Source organism: Kribbella albertanoniae, from assembly GCF_004348455.1.
Taxonomy (GTDB): Bacteria; Actinomycetota; Actinomycetes; order Propionibacteriales; family Kribbellaceae; genus Kribbella; species Kribbella albertanoniae.
The window spans coordinates 1-23,317 of sequence record NZ_SMKA01000136.1; the positions used below are offsets into that span (position 1 = coordinate 1).

The 23,317-nt window shown below is 67.6% G+C and carries 18 protein-coding genes; 13 read left to right on the top strand and 5 right to left on the bottom strand.

Translation table 11 applies throughout. The features are described 5' to 3' along the window. Positions 1-563: methyltransferase domain-containing protein (locus E1261_RS25655; RefSeq protein WP_132410758.1), on the top strand; the 563-nt coding region annotated here is incomplete at its 5' end. Here the strand turns inward: E1261_RS25655 and E1261_RS25660 are convergent. After that, complete coding sequence (locus E1261_RS25660) at positions 545-1,069, bottom strand: dihydrofolate reductase family protein (protein ID WP_132410760.1); 525 nt, start codon at positions 1,067-1,069, stop codon at positions 545-547. The genes E1261_RS25655 and E1261_RS25660 overlap by 19 nt on opposite strands. A gap of 123 nt (positions 1,070-1,192) precedes the next feature. Here E1261_RS25660 and E1261_RS25665 point away from each other — a divergent pair, with 123 nt between their 5' ends. The 5 genes from E1261_RS25665 (at position 1,193) to E1261_RS25685 (ending at position 6,932) form a co-directional block, all read left to right on the top strand. Next, entirely contained in the window at positions 1,193-2,068 is an 876-nt protein-coding gene (locus E1261_RS25665; RefSeq protein ID WP_132410762.1) for a carbohydrate ABC transporter permease, read from the top strand. Beyond that, complete coding sequence (locus tag E1261_RS25670) at positions 2,058-2,894, top strand: carbohydrate ABC transporter permease (protein WP_132410764.1); 837 nt, start codon at positions 2,058-2,060, stop codon at positions 2,892-2,894. The genes E1261_RS25665 and E1261_RS25670 overlap by 11 nt, the downstream gene beginning before the upstream one ends. Before the next feature lie 10 nt (positions 2,895-2,904). Continuing rightward, complete coding sequence (locus E1261_RS25675) at positions 2,905-4,197, top strand: ABC transporter substrate-binding protein (RefSeq protein WP_132410766.1); 1,293 nt, start codon at positions 2,905-2,907, stop codon at positions 4,195-4,197. Positions 4,198-4,214: 17 nt separating this feature from the next. Then, complete coding sequence (locus E1261_RS25680) at positions 4,215-5,276, top strand: Gfo/Idh/MocA family protein (RefSeq protein WP_238176425.1); 1,062 nt, start codon at positions 4,215-4,217, stop codon at positions 5,274-5,276. Between the two features lie 249 nt (positions 5,277-5,525). Then, positions 5,526-6,932 carry a hypothetical protein gene (locus tag E1261_RS25685; RefSeq protein WP_132410768.1) on the top strand — a complete coding sequence of 469 codons (1,407 nt, stop codon included), beginning with the start codon at positions 5,526-5,528 and terminating at the stop codon, positions 6,930-6,932. 34 nt (positions 6,933-6,966) lie between these two features. Here E1261_RS25685 and E1261_RS25690 read toward each other — a convergent pair whose 3' ends face one another. Next, on the bottom strand, positions 6,967-7,911 hold the full coding sequence (locus tag E1261_RS25690; protein ID WP_132410770.1) for a GlxA family transcriptional regulator: 945 nt from the start codon (positions 7,909-7,911) through the stop codon (positions 6,967-6,969). Between the two features lie 70 nt (positions 7,912-7,981). Here E1261_RS25690 and E1261_RS25695 point away from each other — a divergent pair, with 70 nt between their 5' ends. Continuing rightward, positions 7,982-8,569, top strand: a complete 588-nt coding sequence (locus E1261_RS25695; RefSeq protein WP_132410772.1) for a DJ-1/PfpI family protein — start codon at positions 7,982-7,984, stop codon at positions 8,567-8,569. 1 nt (position 8,570) lies between these two features. Here E1261_RS25695 and E1261_RS25700 read toward each other — a convergent pair whose 3' ends face one another. After that, positions 8,571-9,158 carry a TetR/AcrR family transcriptional regulator gene (locus tag E1261_RS25700; protein WP_132410774.1) on the bottom strand — a complete coding sequence of 196 codons (588 nt, stop codon included), beginning with the start codon at positions 9,156-9,158 and terminating at the stop codon, positions 8,571-8,573. 105 nt (positions 9,159-9,263) lie between these two features. On the opposite strand from E1261_RS25700, the gene E1261_RS25705 reads away from it, so the two are divergent. Next, positions 9,264-10,046 (top strand): SDR family NAD(P)-dependent oxidoreductase, encoded by a 783-nt coding sequence (locus E1261_RS25705; protein WP_132410776.1) that lies wholly within the window; start codon positions 9,264-9,266, stop codon positions 10,044-10,046. A gap of 206 nt (positions 10,047-10,252) precedes the next feature. Here the strand turns inward: E1261_RS25705 and E1261_RS25710 are convergent, their stop codons facing one another. Beyond that, entirely contained in the window at positions 10,253-11,338 is a 1,086-nt protein-coding gene (locus E1261_RS25710) for an aldose epimerase family protein (protein WP_238176426.1), read from the bottom strand. Between the two features lie 348 nt (positions 11,339-11,686). Here E1261_RS25710 and E1261_RS25715 point away from each other — a divergent pair, with 348 nt between their 5' ends. Continuing rightward, positions 11,687-12,286 (top strand): cysteine hydrolase family protein, encoded by a 600-nt coding sequence (locus E1261_RS25715; RefSeq protein WP_132410780.1) that lies wholly within the window; start codon positions 11,687-11,689, stop codon positions 12,284-12,286. A gap of 4 nt (positions 12,287-12,290) precedes the next feature. Then, on the top strand, positions 12,291-13,214 hold the full coding sequence (locus E1261_RS25720) for a GlxA family transcriptional regulator (RefSeq protein WP_132410782.1): 924 nt from the start codon (positions 12,291-12,293) through the stop codon (positions 13,212-13,214). A 111-nt stretch (positions 13,215-13,325) separates the two neighbouring features. Here the strand turns inward: E1261_RS25720 and E1261_RS25725 are convergent, their stop codons facing one another. After that, positions 13,326-16,445, bottom strand: coding sequence for a glycoside hydrolase family 3 N-terminal domain-containing protein (locus tag E1261_RS25725; RefSeq protein ID WP_238176427.1), 3,120 nt, complete (start codon positions 16,443-16,445; stop codon positions 13,326-13,328). A gap of 307 nt (positions 16,446-16,752) precedes the next feature. Between E1261_RS25725 and E1261_RS25730 the strand changes: the two genes are divergently transcribed. The 3 genes from E1261_RS25730 to E1261_RS25740 form a co-directional block, all read left to right on the top strand. After that, positions 16,753-19,491 (top strand): DUF4082 domain-containing protein, encoded by a 2,739-nt coding sequence (locus E1261_RS25730; protein WP_132410786.1) that lies wholly within the window; start codon positions 16,753-16,755, stop codon positions 19,489-19,491. A gap of 6 nt (positions 19,492-19,497) precedes the next feature. Beyond that, positions 19,498-22,278, top strand: coding sequence for a DUF4082 domain-containing protein (locus E1261_RS25735; RefSeq protein WP_132410788.1), 2,781 nt, complete (start codon positions 19,498-19,500; stop codon positions 22,276-22,278). Then, on the top strand, positions 22,275-23,317 hold a 1,043-nt coding region (locus E1261_RS25740), incomplete at its 3' end, for a mandelate racemase/muconate lactonizing enzyme family protein (RefSeq protein WP_132410790.1). The genes E1261_RS25735 and E1261_RS25740, both read left to right, overlap by 4 nt.

Below are 23,317 nucleotides of genomic sequence, written 5' to 3' on the forward strand. Positions count from 1 at the left end.
GGGTGGATGTCAGTACGGCGATGGTCACCGAGGCGAGGCGGCGTTCGGCGGACGTGGGGGTGCCGGCCGAGTTTGTCGTGGGGGACGCGACTCGGCTGGAGTTCGCCGACGCGGGTTTCGACCGGGTACGGGCGGAGCGGGTGCTGATGGCGCTAGCCGATCCGGAGGCCGCCGTACGGGAGATGGTGCGGGTGGTGCGGCCTGGTGGGGTGGTGGTGCTGTCCGAGATGGATGCGTCGACCGTGTTCGTGAACAGCTCGGACCGGGAGCTGGTTCGATCGGTCGAACGCCAATTTGCAGACGATCTGCCGACCCCGGACGCGGGGCGACGGCTGCAGCGGATGTTGCTCGGGGCTGGGTTGACCGACGTACTGCTGGAGACGACCGTGCTGCAGAACACTGTCGCGTTCCTGCGGTTCCTGTTCGGGAGCCGGGTGAGCGCGTTGGCCGACGAGGGGCGGGCGGCTGCGTTCTGGGAAGAGTTGGAGCAGGGCGAACGCGAAGGCTGGCTCTGCTCCGGGGCAGTGTGCTTTACCGCGGCCGGCTACCGGATGACGGTGTAGTCGGACTGGACGAAGCCTGCCTTCAGGGTGCGGGTGGCGTTGTGGACGAGGGTCACGTCGTTGTCGAGGGCACCGAACAGGGGGAGGCCGGATCCGATCAGGACCGGTGCGGTGGTGATGGTCAGCTCGTTGAGTAGGCCGGCTCGCAGGAAGGTCTGGATGACCACGCCGCCGTCGGCGTAGATCCGCCGGGCGCCGCGATCCGCGAGCGTCTCGACCAGGCCGTCCAGGGTGCGGTGCACGATGATCCGCTCGTCGATCGCGGGGTCGAGCGTCGTACTGAGTACTTCGACGTGTTTGCCCTCGTACGGCCAGAAGCCGAAGGTGAGCACCTTCTCGAAGGTGTTGCGGCCCATCACGACGGTGTCGATCGAGGCCATGAACTCGTCGTAGCCGGTGTCACCTGCCTGCTCTCCGCGTTCGGTCAGCCAGTCGATCGATCCGTCCGGCCGTGCGATGTATCCGTCGAGGCTGGTGGCGATGAAGACCGCCGCATGAAAAGTCACCAGGACAGTTTTGCAGGTGGCCGGAAGCGGTCAGGTCGAACCGCTTCGACCCCTTGTCAAGGAACCGGTTTCCCGGCATGCTGTCCGGCGACAGGGGAAGCGCTTTCCCTAGGAGGAGGATCGATGAGGCGGCGGGACAACCTGACGGCCTACCTGTTCCTGTCGCCGTGGCTGCTCGGGCTCTTCCTGATCACCATCGGTCCGATGATCGCCTCGCTCTACCTGGCCTTCACCGACTACAACCTGATCCAGGCGCCGGAGTGGGTCGGGCTCGAGAACTTCACCCGGATGCTCTCCGACGAGCGGCTGCACAACTCGTTGCGGGTGACGTTCACCTACGTGTTCGTCTCGGTCCCGCTGCAACTCGCGATCGCCCTGCTGCTGGCCGTGGTCCTGGATCGCGGCGTTCGCGGAATGGCCTTCTACCGCTCGGTCTTCTACCTGCCGTCGCTGCTCGGCTCGAGTGTCGCGATCGCGATCCTCTGGCGCCAGGTGTTCGGCACCGAGGGCCTGCTCAACCAGGTGCTCGCGCTGGTCGGGGTCGAAGGCAAGGGCTGGATCTCGGACCCCAGTACGGCGCTGGGCACGCTCGTGGTGCTCAACGTCTGGACGTTCGGTTCGCCGATGGTGATCTTCCTGGCCGGCCTGCGACAGATCCCGACCATGTACTACGAAGCGGCGGCGGTCGACGGGGCCTCGGCGCTCCGGAGGTTCTTCGGGATCACGCTCCCGCTGCTCACCCCGATCATCTTCTTCAACCTGGTGCTGCAGATCATCCACGCGTTCCAGTCGTTCACGCAGGCGTTCGTCGTCTCGGGCGGCAGCGGCGGACCGTCGGACTCGACGATGTTCTTCACGCTCTACCTCTACGACCGCGGTTTCGGGAACTTCGACATGGGCTACGCCTCGGCGATGGCCTGGTTCCTGCTGGTGGTCATCGCGATCTTCACCGGGGTCAACTTCCTCGTCTCCAAGTACTGGGTGTTCTATGAGAATTGATCTCCGCCCGCGGACGGTGCTGATCCACCTGGCACTGATCGCCACCGCCCTCGTGATGCTCTACCCGCTGATCTGGATGGTCGTCAGTTCGCTGCGTCCGGGCAACGAGATCTTCCGCGAGCCCGGCCTGCTGGTGAAGGACCTGCGGATCGAGAACTACAAGGCGGGCTGGAACGCGCTGACCGAGCCGTTCACCCGCTACCTGCTGAACTCGGCGGTCGTCGTACTCGGCTCGATCCTCGGCAACCTGGTCTCGTGCTCGATGGCCGCGTACGCCTTTGCCCGGCTGGAGTTCGCCGGCAAGAAGATGTGGTTCGCGATCATGCTGCTCAGCATCATGCTGCCGATCCACGTGGTGATCGTGCCGCAGTACATCCTCTTCTCGCACGCCGGCTGGATCAACACGTTCCTGCCGCTGATCGTGCCGAAATTGCTGGCCACCGACGCGTTCTTCGTCTTCCTGATGGTGCAGTTCATCCGCGGTATTCCGCGCGAGCTCGACGAGGCGGCCACGATCGACGGCTGCGGCCGGGCCGGGATCTTCCTGCGGGTGATCCTGCCGCTGATGGTGCCGGCCCTGGCCACCACGACGATCTTCACGTTCATCTGGACCTGGAACGACTTCTTCGGCCAGCTGATCTACCTGACCGACCCGCACATGTACACCGTGCCGGTCGCCCTGCGGTCGTTCGTCGACGCGACCTCGAGCTCGTCCTGGGGTTCGATGTTCGCGATGTCGGTCGTCTCGCTGGTCCCTGTCTTCCTCGCGTTCCTGCTCGGCCAGCGCTTCCTGGTCAAGGGCATCGCCACCACCGGTATCAAGTAAGGAGCCTGCCATGACACGTCTCAAGGCACTGGCCGCCGCCGCAATCATCTCCACCCTGCTCGCTGTGAGCGCGTGCGGTGGCGACTCCGGTGGTCCGGCCGCGAAGGATGGCGAGGTGACGCTGCGCTTCTCCTGGTGGGGCAGCGACGCGCGCACCAAACTCACCCAGTCGGCGATCGAGGCGTTCCAGAAGGAACACCCGAACATCAAGATCAAGGGCGAGTACGGCGAATGGGCCGGGTACTGGGACAAGCTCGCGACGACCGTCGCCGCGAACGACGCCCCGGACGTCATCCAGATGGATGAGAAGTACCTGCGCGAGTACGCCGACCGCGGCGCGCTGCTGGACCTGAAGAAGGCCGGTGACCTCAAGACCGACAAGTTCGAGCAGGACACCCTCGGGGCCGGCGAGTTCGACGGCGGGCTGTACGGACTGAACGCAGGCATCAACTCGTTCGCCGTACTCGCGAACCCCGCCGTGTTCAAGGCTGCCGGGGTCGCCCTGCCGAACGACACGACCTGGACCTGGGACGACTACAACCGGATCGCCGCCGAGCTGACCGCCAAGCTCAGCGGCAAGGGCTGGGGAACCGGTGTCATCGGAGCCAACGAGGCCGGACTGAACCTGTGGGCCCGCCAGAACGGTGAGTCGCTGTGGACGCCGGACGGCAAGGTCGGTGTCTCGGCCGGGCAGGTCACCAAGTTCTACGAGTACGTGCTGAAACTGCGGGACAGCAAGGCGATTCCGGCCGCGGAGACCGTCGCGCAGGACATGACCGCGTCCCTCGACCAGACCTCCCTCGCCACCGGCAAGGTCGCGATGAGCTTCGGCTGGAGCAACCAGCTGAACGCCTTCAGCAAGGCGTCCGGTCAGGAGCTGAAGCTGCTCCGGATCCCGAGCACGACCGGGCAGGCCACGAAGAACGGTTCGTACTACAAGGGGTCGATGTTCTGGTCGATCTCCGCGCGGTCGAAGCAGCAGCAGGCGGCGGCGCAGTTCGTCGACTTCCTGGCCAACAACCCGGCGTCGGGCAACATCCTGCTGGCCGAGCGCGGCGTACCGGCGAACACCGAGATCCGCGCCGCCGTGACCCCGAAGCTGCAGCCGGCCGACGCGGCCTCGGCGAAGTTCATCCAGGACATCGGCAAGGAGCTCGGCGAGCCCTCACCGGCGCCGCCGGTCGGAGGTGGTCAGGTGGAGAAGATCATCCAGCGCTACACCACCGAGGTGCTGTTCGGACGGCTCGCGCCGGACAAGGCAGCGCAGCAGTTCCTCGACGAGGTGAACGGAGAACTCAAATAAAAGGCACCCGCATCGCCGTGGCCGGTGTGCACGGCCACGGCGCGACCCATGTCCGCGATGCCGGCCAGTACGGCGACCTGGTGGCGGTCGCCGATCCGCGGCCGCCCGACGGTGTCGACGTACCGGTGTATCCGTCGCTCGGAGAGTTGCTGGCGGCAACCGAAGTCGATGTCGTCGTGATCAGTACGCCGATCCAGACGCACGTCCCGCTGGCCGAGATGGCGATGCGGGCCGGGGCCGACGTCCTGCTGGAGAAGCCGCCGACGGCGTCGATGGCCGAGTTCGATCACTTGTCCCGGGTGATCGAAGAGACCGGTCGCGCGTGCCAGGTCGGCTTCCAGGCGCAGGCGTCGGCCGCGACTCTGCAGCTTGCGCAGTTGCTGGCCGGCGGCGTACTCGGCGAGATCCGTGGGATCAGTGCCACCGGCAAATGGTTGCGGAAGGCCGGCTACTTCGACCGCGCGCCCTGGGCCGGCCGGCGGACGCTGAACGGCGTCGCCGTGGTCGACGGTGCGGTCACCAACCCCTTGGCGCACTCGACCGCGGCCGCTCTGCTGCTCGACGGTTCGACCGGCGTGGACGACATCCGTTCGGTCGAGACCGACCTGTTCCGGGCCAACGACATCGAATCCGACGACACCTCCACGGTCCGCATCACGACGGCCCGCGGTACGTCGATCTTGATCGCGGTGACGCTGTGCGCGGCCGAGCACGCCGACCCCGCGGTGATCGTGCACGGCTCGGAAGGTCGCGCCGTACTGAACTACACCACGGACACCCTCGAACTCCCTGACGGCAGGCAAACCCTTGGCCGGGGCAACCTGTTGCAGAATCTGATCGCGCATCGCGCCGACGCCGCCGTACCGCTCTATTGCTCGTTCGCGGCGACCGGTGGTTTCACTCGCGTCGTCGAAGCCATCCGGCTGGCCGACGAACCGGCGGTCATCCCGGAGGCCTGCGTGCGCTGGCAAGGCGAAGGAGCCGAGCGGCACCCGATCGTCCGCGATGTCGAGAAGTGGATCGACCGGGCCTCCGACGAACTGGCGTTGTTCCGCGAACTCGGCGCACCTTGGGTTTAGTACTGCGGACCGTTTGTCCGTACACCGGCTGATCACAGCGGAGGAGGTTTCCCTCCGCGCGGCTGCGTGACTTTGTCGAGTTTGCCTTTCGGACGTGTAAAGGCGAGGGTATTGGGCAGGTTCGAGACGTTTCCGGATTCGCCTCCCCTATCGGGGCCGGGAACCGGTAGCCTCGTGCCGCCGTACCAGTCAGCCCCGCCGTCCGCGACGGAACTGCCGGAGTGCCCAAACCGGTCAGGAGACCACGTCTTGCAGGAGAACACCAGCAACACCAGTACTGGCGAACTGGCGAACGTACCCCTCACCGGGGCGGACAAGGTCGCCTACGCCTTCTACGCCACGGCGGCCGCGGCCGCCCTCGTCGGACAGGTGTGGGCGGGTGTCACGCACATCCCGTGGCCCGACGCCGGCTTCTCGACGTTCCTCAAGATCGTCCTCGTCACTCCGGCGGTGGCGGTCCTCGAGCTCGGTGGTGTCGCCACCGCCGCGCTGGCCGACCTGCGTCGCCGCAAGGGCGAGACGGCCTACGCCTACCGGGCGATGTCGTTGTTCGCGGCCGTGATCGCGGTCGTCTTCAACGTGGTCGGGCACTGGCGGCCGGAGGAGCGCTTCCTGGCCTTCGGCTTCGGTGGCCTGTCGGCGTTCGCCTATGTGCTGTGGCTGATCCACAGCTCGGCCCGCCGCCGCGACGCGTTGCGGACCGCCGGGCAGATGATGACGACCTCACCGGTGTACGGCGTCGTCCAGTGGGCGCGCGAGCCCAAGGTGACGTGGCAGGCGCGGTCGCTGGCGATCGAGCACGGGTACAGCCTCTACGAGAGTCTGCACGCGGCCCGGCATCAGATCCGGAACAAGACCCGCCGCGACGCGATCGCGAGCACGGTCGCGGAGTACATCCGCTCCGAGCACCAGGACGAGCGGCTGGCGAAGATCGCCGAGACGACGTACGACCCGGACCGGCTGGCCGGCATGCTCGAGGACCGGATCAACTACGAGGTCATCACCAACAAGCTGACCAAGGCGATCTCGCCGCCGCCGGAGCCGGAGGAGACTCCCGACCCCGACCTGCGGGCAGCCGTCTGGGTGGTCGAGGGTGAGGCGCCGCGGGCGCGGCAGCTCCGGGCCTCGGACACCGGCGTCTCGCTGCGCGACGAAGGTGCTTGGGGCGAGGCGATGACCGGTGAGCTGATGGCGGTGGACTACCTGCCGTACGACCGCAACACCGACGAGTCGGTCGCCGAGGCGGTCGTGGTCGAGGACGAGCAGAAGCACGTCGTACAGAACGGCGCGAAGGCCAACGGCAAGCTCAAGCCGACCGCGCCGAAGGAGAAGGTCGAGCCGGTCGTGCAGAAGCCGGCCGCGCCGTCACCGTTCGCCGGACCCACCGACTCCGAGCCGCCGGCCCTCATCACCGACGCGAAGGCCAAGCAGCCCAGGGCCGCCGCCGATTCCCCCAAGGGCGACGACGAGCCCGAGCCGACCGCTCTCGAGAAGCTGCGTGCCCGCGCCTGGGCCCTACTGGCCGACTGGCCCGAGGACCGCGAGCGCACCGCGCAGGCCCTCGCCGCCGCCATCGCCTCCAGCGAGCCGATGGCCACCCGCTTCATCCAGCAGTACGACGTCGAGCACGGCCTGGCCACCACCTCGCCGAACTGACGTCCCCGAGCCCGCGCCGATCACCGGCGCGGGCTCAGGCTTGTCCGCCGAAGGTGCGGCGGTAGCCGGTCGGGGTGATCTCGAAGGTCTTCGTGAAGTGCTGGCGGAGCAGTACGGCGGTGCCGAACCCGGTCGCGGTGGCGATCTGGTCGACCGTCAGGTTCGTGGTCTCGAGGAGCTCCTGTGCCCGGGTCAGGCGTTGCCGGATCAGCCACTGCAACGGCGTCGTCCCGGTCTGCGCGCGGAACTGCCGGCTCAGCGTCCGGACACTCATCGAGGCGTACGTCGCGATCGCCTCGAGGGTGAGCGGCTCGGCCAGCTGGTCCCGGATCCAGTGCAGTACGTGCTCCAGCGAATGGTTGCCCTCGACAACAGGTGCGGTGACGAACTGCGCCTGGCCGCCAGCTCGGTGCGGCGCCATCACCAACTGTCGCGCCACCTGCGCCGCGACCGCCGAGCCGTGGTCACGACGGACCAGATGCAGGCAGAGATCGAGTCCCGCGGTGATTCCCGCCGAGGTCAGCAGATCGCCGTCGTCCAGGTAGAGCGCATCGGTGACCACGTCGATCGCCGGGTACTGCCGGGCCAGCTCGGCCGCGTGCGCCCAGTGGGTGGTCGCCCGGCGCCCGTCCAGCAGACCGGCGGCCGCCAGCACAAAGGCGCCAGTACAGATCGACGCGATGCGGACGCCCCGCTGATGTGCTGCCCGGACAACCTCGACCGCCTCCGGCGCAGCCTCGAAGGCAGCCGGCACGATCAGCGTGTCTGCCCGCAACGCAGCACTCAGCGGGTACGGCGGGTCCGCCCGGAAGATGGGCTGCCGATGCGCCACCACCGTCGTACCACCCGCGCCGCACACGAGTACGTCGTACAAGTCGGTGCCGGTGCGTGGGTCGACCGCCGTGGTGAACACCTGGCACGCGCCTGCCAGCTCCAGTCCGACACTGCCGTCGAGAGCAAGGACGGCCACCGTGAGCATGGCCTGAATCTACCTGATCATGTCTTTCCCGCCACTCCTCGGCCGAGGCGTACGACGCCAGGGTGGGAGCATGCGAATCGATGTGCTGATGTTCGATGGAGTGGCCGAGGTGGACGCATTGGCGACGTATGCCGTGTTCGCCGCTGTGAAGCGGCGCGGGGTCGAGGTCGACCCGCGGCTCGTCACCGCGGACGGAGCCACCTCGGTGATCGGTTGCTATGGCACGACCATCGGTGATCTGGAGCTGTGGTCGCCGGAGACTGCTCGCGTCCTCGCCGTGTCCGGCGGGTGGATCGAGGAGGAGATCGAGCGCGGTGTCATCCCGCAGCAGCTTGCGGCGGCCAAGCAGGTGGGCGGCGACGGGCTGATCCTGGCCGGGATCGACGCCGGCGCCATTCTTCTCGGAGCGGCCGGCCTGATCGCCGGTCGACCGGCCACGACGCACCGCCCCGGCTACGACCTGCTGAAGCCATGGGCCGAGGTCATCGATGCCCGGATCGTCGACGACGGCGACCTGGTGACCTGCGGCAGCGGCTGGTTCGCCGGCGTGGACCTCGCCTGCTGGCTGCTCGAGCGCGAGCTGGGTGTCGCAGCCGAAGTAGTTGCCCTGGAGCAGTGGATCGGCCGCGACCGTCAGGGCACGGTTTGGCGCCGGTGAGCTAGAGGGTGGTGCCTGGGGTGCCGACGCCGTGGAGGAGGGTTTCGATGACCTGGGTGGCGGTGAGGTTGGTGTCGAGCGGTTGGTCGGGGTGCTGGGCTGCTTCCTCGCAGACCTCGTGCAGGAGGGCGTAGTAGACGCGGCGGGCCCAGAGCGGGGTGATGCCGGGGCGGAGGATGCCGGCTTCGGCGAGGCGGGCGAAGAGGTGGTCGCAGCGCTCGAGGACGCCGGCCTGGATCCGCTCGGCTTCGTTGCCTGGGGCAACTGATGCGTTCATCGCGAAACCCCAGGAGAGCTTGACGGCCAGCACGTTGGCGGTCGCCTGGTAGAGGGCGATCAGTGGGGGCGTGGAGTCCGGGCGGGCCGCGTCGACGGCGTCGGACAGTTGCTGAGCGGCCCAGGTGGCGAGGGCGGTGATCAGGGCCTCGCGAGTGGCGAACCGGCGGTGCACGGTGGTGCGGGCGACGCCGGCTGCGGCGGCGATCTCCTCCATCGTGGCGTTCGGCTTGCGGCTCAGGGTGCGCTCGGCCGCTTCCAGGATCGTCAGCACGGTCCGGGCGCTGTCCGCGCGCAGCCTGATCTCGGTCATGCGCTCCAGACTACCTGGCAGATGCGTCTCTGGCGCTACTTGCATCATCTGTGATGCAAGTTGTACCTTGAAGAGGTCAACGGAGATGCAATTAGGGAGAAGCTCATGGATCTGCAGCTGAAGGACAAGACCGCGCTCGTCACCGGCGCCAGCCGCGGAATCGGCCTGGCCGTGGTCGAGCAGCTCGTCGCCGAAGGAGTTCGCGTCGCCGCGGTCGCCCGGACCAGTACGCCGGAACTGCGCGCGACCGGGGCGTTCGTCGTACAGGCTGATCTTGGTACGGCGGGTGGGCCCGAGCAGGCGGTTGCCGCAGCGCTCGCGGAGTTCGGCGAACTCGACCTGCTGGTCAACAACGTCGGTGGTGGCGATGGCGAACTCGGGGCCGGCTTCCTCGACTTCGACGACGCCACCTGGGCGGCGGTCTTCGAGCTGAACTACTTCGCCACCGTCCGGGTGACGCGGGCAGCCCTGCCGAGCTTGGTCAGGCAGCACGGCTCGATCGTCAACCTGTCGTCGGTCGGCGCGCGGATCCCGTCCGGCGGCCCGGTGCCTTACACAACTGCCAAGGCAGCGCTCACCGCACTCGGGAAGGCGCTGGCCGAGGAGTTCGGTCCGCAGGGTGTCCGCGTCAACACGGTCTCACCGGCCGCCGTGCGAACCGCGCTCTGGACCTCACCCGAGGGGTACGGCGGTCAGCTCGCCAAGCAGCTCGGCATCCCGCAGGAGCACTTGCTCGCGGCGCTTCCGCAGCAGACCGGCATGGTCACCGGCCGGCTGATCGAGCCCGCCGAAGTGGCCGCGCTCGTCGTGCAGCTGTGCTCCCCGCTGACCGCGAGCATCACCGGCGCCGACTACCTCATCGACGCCGGCAGCACGAAGACAGCCTGATGGGTCGCCCCTGCGCGACTTGGTACGACGTTGAGCACGGTTCGACCGTTTCGGCGGGGGGCCAGGCGGTTGCTGGAGGTTCCCTAACGTCCGAACAGCCGGAGGCGGGCCCTCCGATCTTTCGGACGTTAATCGGGAGCCGGGGCTAACGTCCGAACAGCCGGAGGCGGGCCCTCCGATCTTTCGGACGTTAGCGGGTAGCGGGGCTACTTGGTGCCGAAGGTGTAGGTGGTTGTTGACTGGTAGGTCTGGCCGGGGCGGAGGACGGTCGACGGGAAGTTCGGCTGGTTGGGGGAGTCGGGGAAGTGCTGGGTCTCGAAGGCGAAGGCGTCGCCCTGGCGGTAGGCCTTGTTGCCGATGCCGCGGAAGGTGCCGTCGAGGAAGTTGCCGCTGTAGAACTGGGCGCCGGGCTCGGTGGTGTGCACGGTCACCGTGCGGCCCTCCGTCGGCTCCCAGAAGCGGGCCGCGAACCGCATCCCGTCCGCGTCGGCCTTGTCGCCGAGCACGAAGTTGTGGTCGTATCCACGGCCGACGACAAGCTGCGGGTGGTCGCCTCGTAGTCGCGCGCCGATCGTGGTCGGCTTGGTGAAGTCGAACGGCGTCCCGGCGACCGGCGCGATCTCGCCGGTCGGGATCAGGCCGGTCTCGACCGGTGTGTACTTCGGGGCGTTCAGCTGCAGCACGTGGCCGTCGATCGAGCCACTGCCCTCGCCGGCCAGGTTGAAGTAGACGTGGTTGGTCAGGTTCACGATGGTCGGCTTGCCCTTGACCGTCGCGTGGTAGTCGATCCGCAGGTTGTCGTCGCGGTCGAGGGTGTACGTGACGGTCGTGGCCAGCTCACCAGGGAAGCCCATCTCGCCGTCCGGGCTGACATAGCTGAACGCCACGCCGACCGCCTTCGGCGACTGGACAATCTTGGCCGACCACACCCGCTTGTCGAAGCCCGTCGTACCGCCGTGCAGTGCGTTCTCGCCGTTGTTGATCGGGATCTGGTACGACGTCCCGTCGATCGAGAACTTGCCCTTCGCGATCCGGTTGCCGAACCGGCCGATGGTGGAACCGAAGTACGGGCTGAGTGCGGCGTAGTCGGGCAGGTTGTCGAAGCCGAGGCTGATGTTCTCCACCCGGCCGCGCCGGTCCGGTGTCTCGACCCGCTGGATGGTGGCCCCCCAGGTCAGCATCGAGATGGTGACCCGGCCGTTGCCGAAGGTGTAGACGTCCACCTTCTTGCCGTCCGGCGTGGTCCCGAACGGATCTTTGCGGATCTCCAGCTTGCCGTGATGTGCGCCCATGGGAGCAAACCTATCCGCCGCACTGGTGGCCTCTGCAGTGCTGGTCAAGGCTCCGGCGGTGGCAGCGCCCAGGCCCAGGGCGCCGGCCGTTCGGAGTACCTGACGGCGAGGCAGGTGATCGGGCATCGCATTCCCCTCACTCAGTCGACAACGGCGGCGGGAGCGTTTCCAGTGCCGCCCCGCGCACTGTAAGCACTCCGGTCCGGTGTTTGGAATAGTTCGGAACGGTGTGAATTCGTCCGACCTCTCCAACGATGGCAAACTCTGCGTAGTCAGCTGACCGGATCGGTCCGCTGCCCGCCGCGATCGGGCCTACTCGGCGAGGCGACAATCCGTGACGATGGAGCCATGAGCCGAACCGCACTTCTCGTCGTCGACGTCCAGGAATCCTTCCGGGTCCGCCCGAGCTGGCAGGTCGTCAACCACCCCGACATCGCCGACCGCGTCAATCGACTGGTGGCCGCGGCCCGGGCAACCGGCGACCTGGTCGTCTGGGTCCTGCACACCGAACCAGGCACCGGTACGCCGTTCGATCCGGCGAGCGGGCACGTCCGCCTGATCGAGGGTCTGGAACCGGCCGAGGGCGAGCCGGTGATCGCCAAGACCGCGCACAACGCCTTCACCACCACGAATCTGCAGCAGCTCCTCACCCAGCACGGTGTCACCGAGATCGTCGTCAGCGGCATCCGCACCGAGCAGTGCTGCGAGACCACCACTCGCGTCGCATCGGACCTCGGGTACGACGTCGTGTTCGTCACCGAGGCGTGCGCGACGATGCCGCTGCCGCACTGGACCCTGCCCGCGGACGCGACCGTCGAGGAGATCCTCGCCGATCCCCGAACCCTGTCCGCCGAGGCCGTCACCGAACGTACCGAGTACGCCCTCGCGGGACGGTTCGCCACCATCCGGACACTCGACGAACTGACCGCCGTACCCGTGTCATCCTGACCGAATGGGGAGTATCCGGGTCGTCTTCGTGCTGGTGCCGAAGCTGCACTTGCTGGACCTGGCTGGGCCCGCGCAGGTCTTCTCGACGGCCGAGACCCTCGGCTACGGCTATGAGCTGACGTATGTGGCCGAAGCCGAGGAGGTCATGACCGCGCAAGGCGTGCCGCTGAAGACACAACCGGAGTGGCCGGAGCTCGGTCCGGACGACCTCGTCGTCGTACCGGGCTGGCGCTCGCCGCGCCTGCTACCGGTGCCGCCGATCGGCGCTGCGTTCCAGCAACGTCTTCGGGATCACCATGCGGCCGGGGGATCAGTGGCGAGTGTTTGCTCGGGGGCCGATGCACTCGGTGCGGCCGGTCTGCTCGACGGCCGCCGCTACACGACCCACCACGACCTGACCGACATGATGGCCGCTCGCTACCCGCGGGCGACGATTGTCCGGGATGTCCTGTACGTCGTCGACGACCGCGTCATCACCTCCGCCGGAATCGCCAGCGGCATCGACCTCGCCCTGCATCTGGTCGCAGGCGCACGCGGCGCCGAAGCAGCAGCTCGGATCGCACGCGAGATGGTGGTCTACGCCCGCCGCAACGGCGACGAACTGCAGGACAGCGCGATGCTGCGGCACCGCGGCCACCTCAGCGATCTCGCCCACCGGATCCAGGACGTCATCGACGCCCGGTACGCCGAACGCCTGCTGCTCGCGGATCTCGCCGACCAGGTCGGTGTCAGCGAACGCACCCTGACCCGCATGTTCACCACAGCCACCGGCCTCACCCCACTCCGCTACCAGCAACTCCTCCGCCTGGAACGAGCCGAACACCTCATCGGCCACGGCAGCACCATCGAGGCCGCCGCCCGCGCAGTCGGTTTCGAAGACGCCCGCATGCTCCGCCGCCTCCGCTCCCGCACCCCCATCCCCACCTAACGTCCGAAGAACCGGAGGGGGGCCCTCCGATCTTTCGGACGTTAGCTCGGGGTTGCGCGCAACGTCCGAAGAACCGGAGGCGGGCCCTCCGATCCTTCGGACGTTGTGAAGCTACTTCGTTTTGTAGGCAGCGGTTAGTTTGGCGACGGCGGTGGCCAGCTGGCCGGTTAGGGATGCGTGTTCGGCGTCTGCGGTTAGTTTGGAGGTGGGTTCGGTGAGGTTTTGGCCGATCTTGGTTTGGGTGATGTAGCGGGCTGCGCTGACAACGGCGTCACCTTCGGCGAAGGTGTCGACCTTGGTGCGGTCGAGGTGCTTGGCGGACTGTTGCAGTGCGGCCAGGGCGATAGTTGCCTGGGGCCCTGACCAGTCCTTGACCTGGAGGGCGATCGACGCTGCGACGGCGGCTGCGAGTGCGTATGGGTCGTGCTTGCGGAGCAAGGTGTTTCGGGCGTCGGTGAGCTTCTGGCGAGCTGCCGCCTGCGTGGTCAGACCCCAGCCATATGGGTACTGCGGGTCGTACGACGCATCACCGACGTTGAGCGGTTGCTGAGCTTCGGTTCGTGGCCAGCTCACCGGCAGTCGGCCGCTGAACGGCTTCTTGCCGAACAGTACGTCGGCCACCCCGGCACCCTCGGTGCCCGGCAACCATGATGCCACCAGGGCGTTGATCTTGCCGAGCTGGTCGGACACGACCTGCGGCCGGCCGGACACGGTCAGCACGACACACTTCATCGCGCTGCAAACCTTGTCCACGGCAACCTTGTCGGCGTCCGACAGCAACTGGTCGTGACCGTTGCCGACGTCACCGACACCTTCGGCGTACGGGCGTTCGCCGACTACGACCACACCGACGTCATGACCGGTCAGCGGTGCCGAGGCGTCCACGCTGAACGTTGCCGACGGCACCACTTCCTTGATCCCGGCGAGGACCGTCGTACCGGTGGTCGTTGCGCCGGACTTGCCCTGCCAGGTGATGCTCCAGCCGCCCATCTGGTTGCCCAGATCGTCGGCATTGCTGCCGGCCACGTAGACCTTCGAGGTCGGTGCCAGCGGCAACAAATTACCTTCGTTCTTCAGCAATACCTGGGATTTCGCCGCCGCCTCACGGCCGACCGCGCGGTGTGCGGCCGAGCCCACCGACGACAGCAGCGCCGGGTCGGAGTACGGCTTCTCGAACAGACCGAGCTTGAACTTCTCGCCGAGGATCCGGCGTACGGCGTCGTCGACCCGGCTGAGCGGAACCCGTCCGGCGCTGACCTCGGTGGTCAGCCCCTGCGTGAAGTCCTGGTACCGCGCCGGCACCATGATCATGTCCAGGCCGGCGTTGATCGAGGTCCGGATGTCGCTCGCGTAGTCGCCGGGCAGCTGGTCGATCGCCGCCCAGTCGCTGATCACGAAGCCCTTGAAACCCATCCGGTCCTTCAGGACGCCGTTGATCAGCTCGTCGTTGCCATGCATCTTCACCGCCGGCGCACCGTCGATCGACACACTCGAGAACGACGGCATCACTGTGCCGACGCCGAGGTCGACCGCCTTCTTGAACGGTGCCAGGTGCAACCGCTCCAGCTCCTCACGGGTGACCTGGGTGATGCCCTGGTCGATCGTGTAGCCACCGGTCGTCGACGATCCGTACGTCGTCCCTCCGTCGCCGGCGTAGTGCTTCGCCGACGCCAGGACGCGGTCCTTGTTCTTCAGCTGGCTGCCATCCGCCTTACCCTGCATGCCGGTGAGGACGGTGGCCATCGCGTCCACGAGTGCCGGGTCCTCGCCGTACCCCTCGTAGGCCCGGCCCCAGCGGTCGTCGCGCACCACGCACAGACACGGCGCGAAGTCCCACGGGATACCGGTCGCGCGGACCTCGGTCGCGGTCACTTCACCGGTACGGCGAGCCAGGTCCGGATCACGAGTCGCGCCGAGGCCGATGTTGTGCGGCAGGATCGTTGCGCCGACCACGTTGTTGTGTCCGTGCACGGCGTCGACCCCGTAGATCAGCGGGATCTGCAGCCGAGTGGCCTGCGCGCTCCGCTGGAAGGTGTCGATCATCGCGGCCCACGAAGCTGCTGTGTTCGGCGTCGGCACCGAGCCACCACCGGACAGCAACGAGCCGAGCGCGTACGTCGAGATGTCGCTGCGGGTCTTGAGCGCGTTCCGCTCGGCCTGGGTCATCTGGCCGACCTTCTCGGCGAGCGTCATCCGGGAGAGCAGGTCGTCGACCCGCTTCTTGATCGGCAGCTTCGGGTTCAGATACGGCAGGTCGTGAGCGTCGATCACCACGACCGGTTGGGTCGCCGGTGACTTGGCGCCGGTGACGGTCAGTTCCAGCGGGATCGTCTCGGCGACCTCGGCGGTCGCGTCCTTCCGGGTCGCCACAGTGACGGTCTGGGTCGTACCGGACGCCGTACCGGCGGGGAACGTGAGCGTGCCGGAGGCCGGTGTGTAGTCGTCGGCGCCGGCGGTCCCGCTGCCTGCGGTGTAGGCGACGGTGACCGGCTCCTCGAGCGGAACGCCGCCCGTGGACGTGACCGCGACCTTCACCTGGGCGCTGCCGCCCTCCTTGACCGGGTAGACCTCGGCATCCGTGCTGACGCTCGCCTTGAGGGCCGGGTCGGCCTTGCCGTAGGTCTCCACCTGGTCGATCTGGAACTGACCGGGTGCACCACCGGGCATCGTGAACGCGTAACCCCACATCTGGGTGAGGCCGAGGACCTGATCGATACCACCAACCGGTTGGTAGTCACCGCGGTAGACGAACTCGCTGAACGGGATCTCGACCTGGTGCCAGCCCTGCCAGTCGTCGGTGAAGCTGGTGTTCCACAGCTCCGACGCCTCGGCGTTCGCGCCGCCGTCCTTGATCTCGAAGAAGATCCGCTTCCCGGTCCCGGGCTCGGTCTGCGCGGGGTTCTGGCCGTACCACCAGAACCGGATGCCCTTGAAGGCCGACCAGTTCCCGGGGTTCTGGTCGAAGGTGATGTCGTGGGTGAAACCGCCCCAGCCGCTGATGTTGTACGTGCCGTGCAGGACTGAGCCGCCTGCCGGTGCGTCGGCGCGGGTTTGGAGCTCCATCGTCGGCGGGTCGTCGGCGTCACTGCCCCAGCCGAAGATGCCGGGGTTCGGCGGTGACGCGAACGGCTCGGCTCCCTCGAAGGCGGCCAGCGTCAGCGGCGTCGGATCGGCGGCGACGGCCGGACCGGCCACCAGCGTGCCGGCCAGCAGCGCGACCGCTGCGACCACCGCCCTCCGCCGTCTGCACTGTCGGCGTCTGGATCTGTTGGCAATTGGCCACCTGGGCATGGGCGACTCTCCTGAGCTCAGCGCGGGCGCGCGCCCGCGTCGCGCCTGACTCTGGGCGCTGCGGCCGCTCAGATCAAGGGGTAGACGGTTCCGGAACTAGAGCGCTCTCATAGAACACCTTTCGACGTCCGTGTAAAGGCCAGGCCGGTTTCTTGTGCTCGACGGAGGCGGCTTTTATGCTCACATATGGAGATTCATCTTCGATATTTCGAAGCTTTAGACCTTCCCCCGCCCACTGGAGCGTCCGATGCCGAACCTGCCCCGTCGTCAGTTCCTCGCCTTGTCCGGTGGTGCTGCCCTGGCCGGGCTGGTCGCCGGCCCCGCTACTCCGGCCGCGGCCCAATCGACCGCCGTACCGCCGCCGACCATCCCCGCGCTGCAGTCGTGGGCTGCCGGAAGTGGCCAGTACGTCGCTCCTTCCAGTGTCCGGATCATCGTTCGGGGTGCTGACGCCGCGGCGCTGCGTCCGGCCGCTGAGACGCTGGCGGCCGCGCTGGCGAAGGCTCTGAACCGGCCCGCTCAGGTCGAGGTGCAGGACACACCGGCACCGGCGGCCGGTGACGTCGTGCTGAGCCTGGCCGCCGCGGTCGTGAACAGCGAGGGGTACGAGATCAAGGTCGGTGCCGCGCTCGAGGTCAGCGGGCAGCGCGCCGGCGTCTTCCACGCAGCCCAGACCATCGTGCAGTGGCTGAAGCAGGCGACGACTGTGCCTGGGGGAGTGGCCCGGGACTGGCCGAAGTACCCGGAGCGCGGCTTCCTGGTGGCCAACGCGGCCCGGTTCTACACGACCGCTTGGTGGAAGGGGCAGCTCGACGAGATGGCCTACCTGAAGCTGAACATGCTGTGGGTGAACATCGGCTACGACACCGCGCCGCTGGCCCAGGCGAAGGAGATCGAGGCGTACGCCGCGAAGTACAACATCGGCCTGGTCCCGCTGACCGGGATGCCCGGGCACATGGACAAGCTGCTTGCGAACCGGCCGGATCTGAAGCTGCCGAACTGGGGTTCGCACATGGATATCAGTAAGGACGCGGCCTACGACTACGGCCGGAACGAGGTGCTCGCGCCGAACCTGCGGGAGTTCACCACGCCGTACTGGCATCTCGGCGCGGATGAGTACATCACCGACTTCACTCAGAACGCCAGGGTCCGCTACGACCTGTTCCCGCAGCTCGGCCTCAAGGCCAAGGAGCGGTTCGGCAGCACCGCGCAGCCGGTGGATGTGTTCACCGGCTTCCTGAACGACATGAACGAGACAGTCCGGGCCAGCGGCAAGCAGATGCGGATCTGGAACGACGGCCTGCTCACCAGCATCACCGCTGCTCCGCTGAACAAGAACATCGTCGTCGAGCACTGGGTGAGCTGGGAGGGCCGGAAGACCTCCGAGCAGCTCCTCACCGAGGGGTACCTGGTCCACAACTCCAACGGCGACTTCCTGTACTACGACCCGGCGACGACCGAGTCGCCGCGGCGGGTGCCGGATCCGAGGCGGCTCTACAACGAGTTCCATCCCGGCCGCTTCACCGACCGGACCGTCGACCGGAACCACCCCGGATTGCGCGGGGCCAAGCTGCACCTGTGGACGATGCCGTTCAGCGAGCACGAGGAGCTGCAGTCGTACCTGCTGACCGAGCCGTTCCGCTCGCTGTCACAGGTGTTGTGGGACTCGCCGCGGCCGGCCGACACCTACGACAGCGGCTTCTCGGAGCTTATCCGGACGGTCGGACGGCCGCCGCTCTTCCCGGTCGGCCGGTTCACCACATCACCGTTGCCCGGAGCAACCAGTGTCTGGCCGCAGCGCAAGCTGCAGATCACCCTGTACGACGACATCGTGCCGAGCTCGGTCCAGATCCGCGAAGGTGGCAGCGAGACCGGGATCCCGGGGCAGACGACGTACGACGCTGCGACGCGGACGGCGACGTTCACCCCGGCCGCGGTGCTGCCGTACAGCAAGAAGCTGGCGATGAGTTTCGTGGCGCGGACCACGAGCGGGCAGAGCATCGTCGGCGAATGGCCGCTGACAGTCGCGAAGCCGCCGAGCATCGCCTATCCGCGGTCGCTGTTCAACGACGAGGACGGTCCGGGGGTCGAGTGGTACTCCGATCTGCGCGAGTCCGAGCTCGGGGTGCGCTTCCGGGTCGACCGGCCGGGCGTCGTACTGGGGGTGAAGTTCTACAAGGCGCCGCGGGATGTCGCCGTACACACTGGCAGTCTGTGGTCGCCGTCCGGGCAGAAGTTGGCGACGGCAACCTTTACCGGTGAGACCTCGGGTGGTTGGCAGGAGGTGCGGTTCGCGCAGCCGGTCCGGATTGATGCTGGGGGCAACTACACCGTCTCGTACCACTCGCCGGCCGGGTCCTTCGGGTACAACCACAACTTCTTCGACGGCCGGACCCAGGACAACGGCGTACTGCACACGCCGACCGCGGCCGGCTACTTCTCGCACGGACCGACGTGGTACCCGACGCAGAGCTGGAAGAACACGAACTACTGGGTCGACGTGATCTTCCAGCCGGACACGTACACGCTGTTCAATGTCGGTGAGGCGCCCGTGTTCGGTGTCACCGAAGGGACCTCGCTCGAGCTGGGCATGCGCTTCGGCTCGTCGGTTGGCGGCAAGGTGCACGGCGTGCGGTTCTTCAAGGGCACGCACAACACCGGGACCCACGTCGGTTCGCTGTGGACCGGGTCCGGTCAGAAGCTGACCAGCGCGACCTTCACCGGTGAGAGCGCCGGCGGCTGGCAGGAAGTCCGGTTCGCGCAACCGGTCACCATCGAGGCCAGCGCCGACTACGTCATCTCGTACAGCTCGGGCGGCGGCTTCAGCGCCACCGAACAAGGGCTCGCGAGCGCCCGCGCGAACGGCACGCTCTTCACCCGCACGAGTCAGCCGGCCGGCATCTACGCGCTGTCCGCCGGCACCTTCCCCACGCTCTCGTACCAGGCCCGCAACTACTTCGTCGACCCGGTCTTCTCCGAAGGATAAGGAATCATGACTGCACACCTGCCCAGACGGCATTTCTTGACCCTTGCCGGCGGAGCCGCCCTGGCCACGGGCATCACCACGACGACCGCTTCCTCCGCTGCGGCCACGGATCAGGGTTCCCTCGCCGTACTGCCCGAGACGATTCCCGCCCTGCAGGAGTGGCAGCCCCGCACCGGTCCCGACTACGTCGCACCTACCTCCGGTCCGTTCCGGATCATCCTGCGGAGCGGTGACGGTGCGCAGTTGGTCCGCGCGAAGGTCATCCTGCAAGAGGATCTCCCGAAGGTGCTGGGCGGGCGGACGGTCGAGGTCGTGACGCAGGACAACCCGGCACCGGCGGCCGGCGACCTCGTGCTCACGCTGGGCGCACCGCCGAACCAGAACCTCGAGGGGTACGAGATCGAGGTCGGCGCGGCACTGTGGTTGCGCGGTACGCCGGCCGGTGCGGTGCACGGCGTCCAGACCATCCTGCAGTGGCTGCGGCAGCGGACGATCCTGCCGCCCGGTCTGGTCCGCGACTGGCCGAAATACCCGGAGCGCGGGTTCCTGGTCGCCAACTCGGCCCGCCACTACACGATGGAGTGGTGGAAGGGGCAGATCAACGAGCTGGCCTTCCTGAAGATGAACATGCTCTGGGTGTACGTCGGGTACGAGTCGACCACCTCGCTGGCCCAGCTGAAGGAGATCTCGGCGTACGCGACGAAGTACAACATCGCGCTCGTCCCGCAGGTCAACATGCCCGGTCACATGGAGCGGTTGCTGGAACCCGGCATGGGCCTGCCGGGTCGCGGCGACCTCGACCTCAGCAACGAGGCTGCCTATCCGTTCGCCCGCGGTCTGTTCGAGAAGTACCTGGACGAGTTCCCGACGCCGTGGTGGCACCTCGGGGCCGACGAGTACCTGACAGTGCTCGACGGCGATCCGGAATACACCGTGGAGTACGCGCGGTATCCGCAGCTGGGGGAGGCGGCCAAGCGGCGATACGGCGCCGACGCCAACCCGGTGGACATCTACACCGGTTTCCTGAACGAGATGAACGTGACGGTCCGCGCCCACAACAAGCAGCTGCGGGTCTGGAGCGACGGCCTGCTCGACAACATCCTTCGGGCGGGCGTGAACCAGAACATCATCCTCGAGCACTGGACCACCTGGCCCAACCGCCTGACGCCGACCCAGCTGCTCCAGCAGGGCTACAAGGTGCACAACTCGACCGGTGAGTTCCTGTACTACGACCCGCCGAATCCGCCGCACAATCCGAACGGACGCTTCCCGGATCCGGAGGCGATCTACGACCGGTTCCACCCGGGCGTCTTCCCGCGCCCTCGTCCGCACCTGCCCCTCGAGATCGTCGACCCGAATCACCCGGGTCTGCGCGGCGCCAAGCTGCACCTGTGGACACTGCCGGCGAACGAGCCCGAGGAGATTCAGTCGAACAACCTGCGCCTGCCGTTCCGGTCACTGGCTCAGGTGCTGTGGGGCTCGCCGTTCCCCTACGCCCGGTACGCCGACGGCTTCCCCGGGATGGTCAACCGCGTCGGCCGGCCGCCGCAGTACCCGATCGGCCGGCACAAGAAGTCGCCGGCGGCCGGGCACACCTCGGTCCCGCCGCAGCGCCCGGCGCAGGTGATCTTCTTCGACGACATCGTTCCCGAGAGCGTCCAGATGGCCGAGGGTGGGATCGAGGCGGGGACGCCGGGGCGGACGACGTTCGACCCCGGAACGAACACTGCGACCTTCACGCCGCTCGCACCGTGGCTCTACGAGAAGACGTGCGAGATCCGCTACACGGCCCGGGACACCCTCGGTCAGTCACTCCGGGGGACCTGGACCTTCAAGGTGGCGAAGCGGCCGACCGTGGCTTACCCGCGGTCGCTGTTCAACGACGTGGACGGTCCGGAGGTCGAGTGGTCGTCGGACTCCCGCGAGACCGAGCTCGGTGTCCGGTTCCGCGTCGACCGGCCGGGCGTCGTACTGGGGGTGAAGTTCTACAAGGCTCCGGGGGACACCGACGTACACACTGGAAGTCTGTGGTCGCCGTCGGGGGAGAGGCTGGCCACTGCGACCTTCGCCGGTGAAAGTGCGGCGGGGTGGCAGGAAGTGCGGTTCGCGCAGCCGGTCCGGATTGATGCCGGTGGCAACTACACGGCGTCGTACCACTCGCCGACCGGGACTTTCGCCTACGACCACGACTTCTACGAGCGGACGCAGGACAACGGGGTTCTGCACACACCGACCGGGGCGGGCCTCTTCTCGTACGGACCGACGTCGTACCCGACGCAGTTCTGGATGAACACGAACTATTGGGCCGACGTGATCTTCCAGCCGGACACGTACACGTTGTGGAACGTCGGTGATGCGCCCGTGTTCGGGGCGACGGAGCAGACGTCGCTGGAGATGGGGGTGCAGTTCAGCAGCTCTACGGCGGGCAAGGTGCACGGGGTGCGGTTCTTCAAGGGGACCCACAACACGGGGACGCATCTCGGGACGCTGTGGACTTCGGCCGGGGTGAAGCTCGCCACGGCCACCTTCGTCGGTGAGTCGGCCTCCGGGTGGCAGGAGGTGCGGTTCGCGCAGCCGATCACGATTGCCGCGGGTGCGTCGTACGTCATCTCGTACAGCTCGGCCGGTGGGTACAGCGCGACGGAGAACGGGATGGCCGGCGGCCGGCAGAACGGTGCACTGTCGACGAGTGGACCCGGGCTGTATGCGTTGAAGGCGGGCGACTTCCCGACACTCTCTTACCAGAACCGCAACTACTTCGCCGATGTGGTCTTCTCGGAAGGGTGACGACACTGACTGACGCGCGGATCACCGACGTCGAGGTGCTGATCCTCGACAACGGGATCGAGTACGGGACCCGGCTCGGCGACGACGAGCGGGCTGGGCCCCGGCACACCTGCCTGATCCGGGTGGCGACCGACGCCGGCCTGGAGGGGTACGGCGACGTCGACTCGCACCCGTGGGTGGTGAAGTCGATCGTGGAGGCGGTGACGCACATTCCGGCGTTCTGTGCCGGGTTGCGCGAGGCCGCGATCGGTCAGAGTGTGTGGGATCGGACTGCGCTCTGGGACCGGCTCTACCAGCACTCCTGGTACCACGGCCGTCGTGGTCCGGCCTTGCATGCTTTGAGTGGGATCGACCTTGCTGTGTGGGACATCTGCGGGCGGCTGTCGGGCCAGTCGGTGGCCTCCTTGCTCGGTGGTCGGCGGCGGGACCGGGTGCTGGCTTATGCGAGCACGTTGTTCCGGGGGACGCCGGACGAGATGCGCGCGGCGACGCGGTCGTACCTGGATCGTGGGTTCCGCGCGATCAAGTTCGGCTGGGGACCGTGGGGTTCGGATCTGTCCCGTGACCGCGCGCTGCTGGCCGCGGCGCGAGCAGAAGCGGGCCCCGACGTACGGCTGATGGTGGATGGCTACCTGCAGGGCGACTTCAACGCCGTACGGCGATTTGTCAGCAGCCTCGAGGACCTGAACCCGTACTGGGTCGAGGAACCGTTCCGCGCCGATCGACCCCGGGACCTGGCGCGACTGGGTCGGGAGACCGGCCTGACCATCGCGTCCGGTGAGCAACTCGGCGGCGACGAGTTCGACGAACTGCTGGCCGAGCCCGGCGTCAGCATCATCCAGCCGGACCTCTCCCGCTGCGGCGGCTTCACAGCCCTCCAGTCCCTCGCCGCCACGGTAGCCCGCTCAGGCCGCCACATAGTCCCGCACGCCTGGACCTCACCCCTGCTCACCGCCGGCACCGTCCAAGCCGCAGCCTGGCTCCCCGACCCCGTCATGGTCGAGTACAACGTCTCCTCAGCCCCCATAAGCCAAGACCT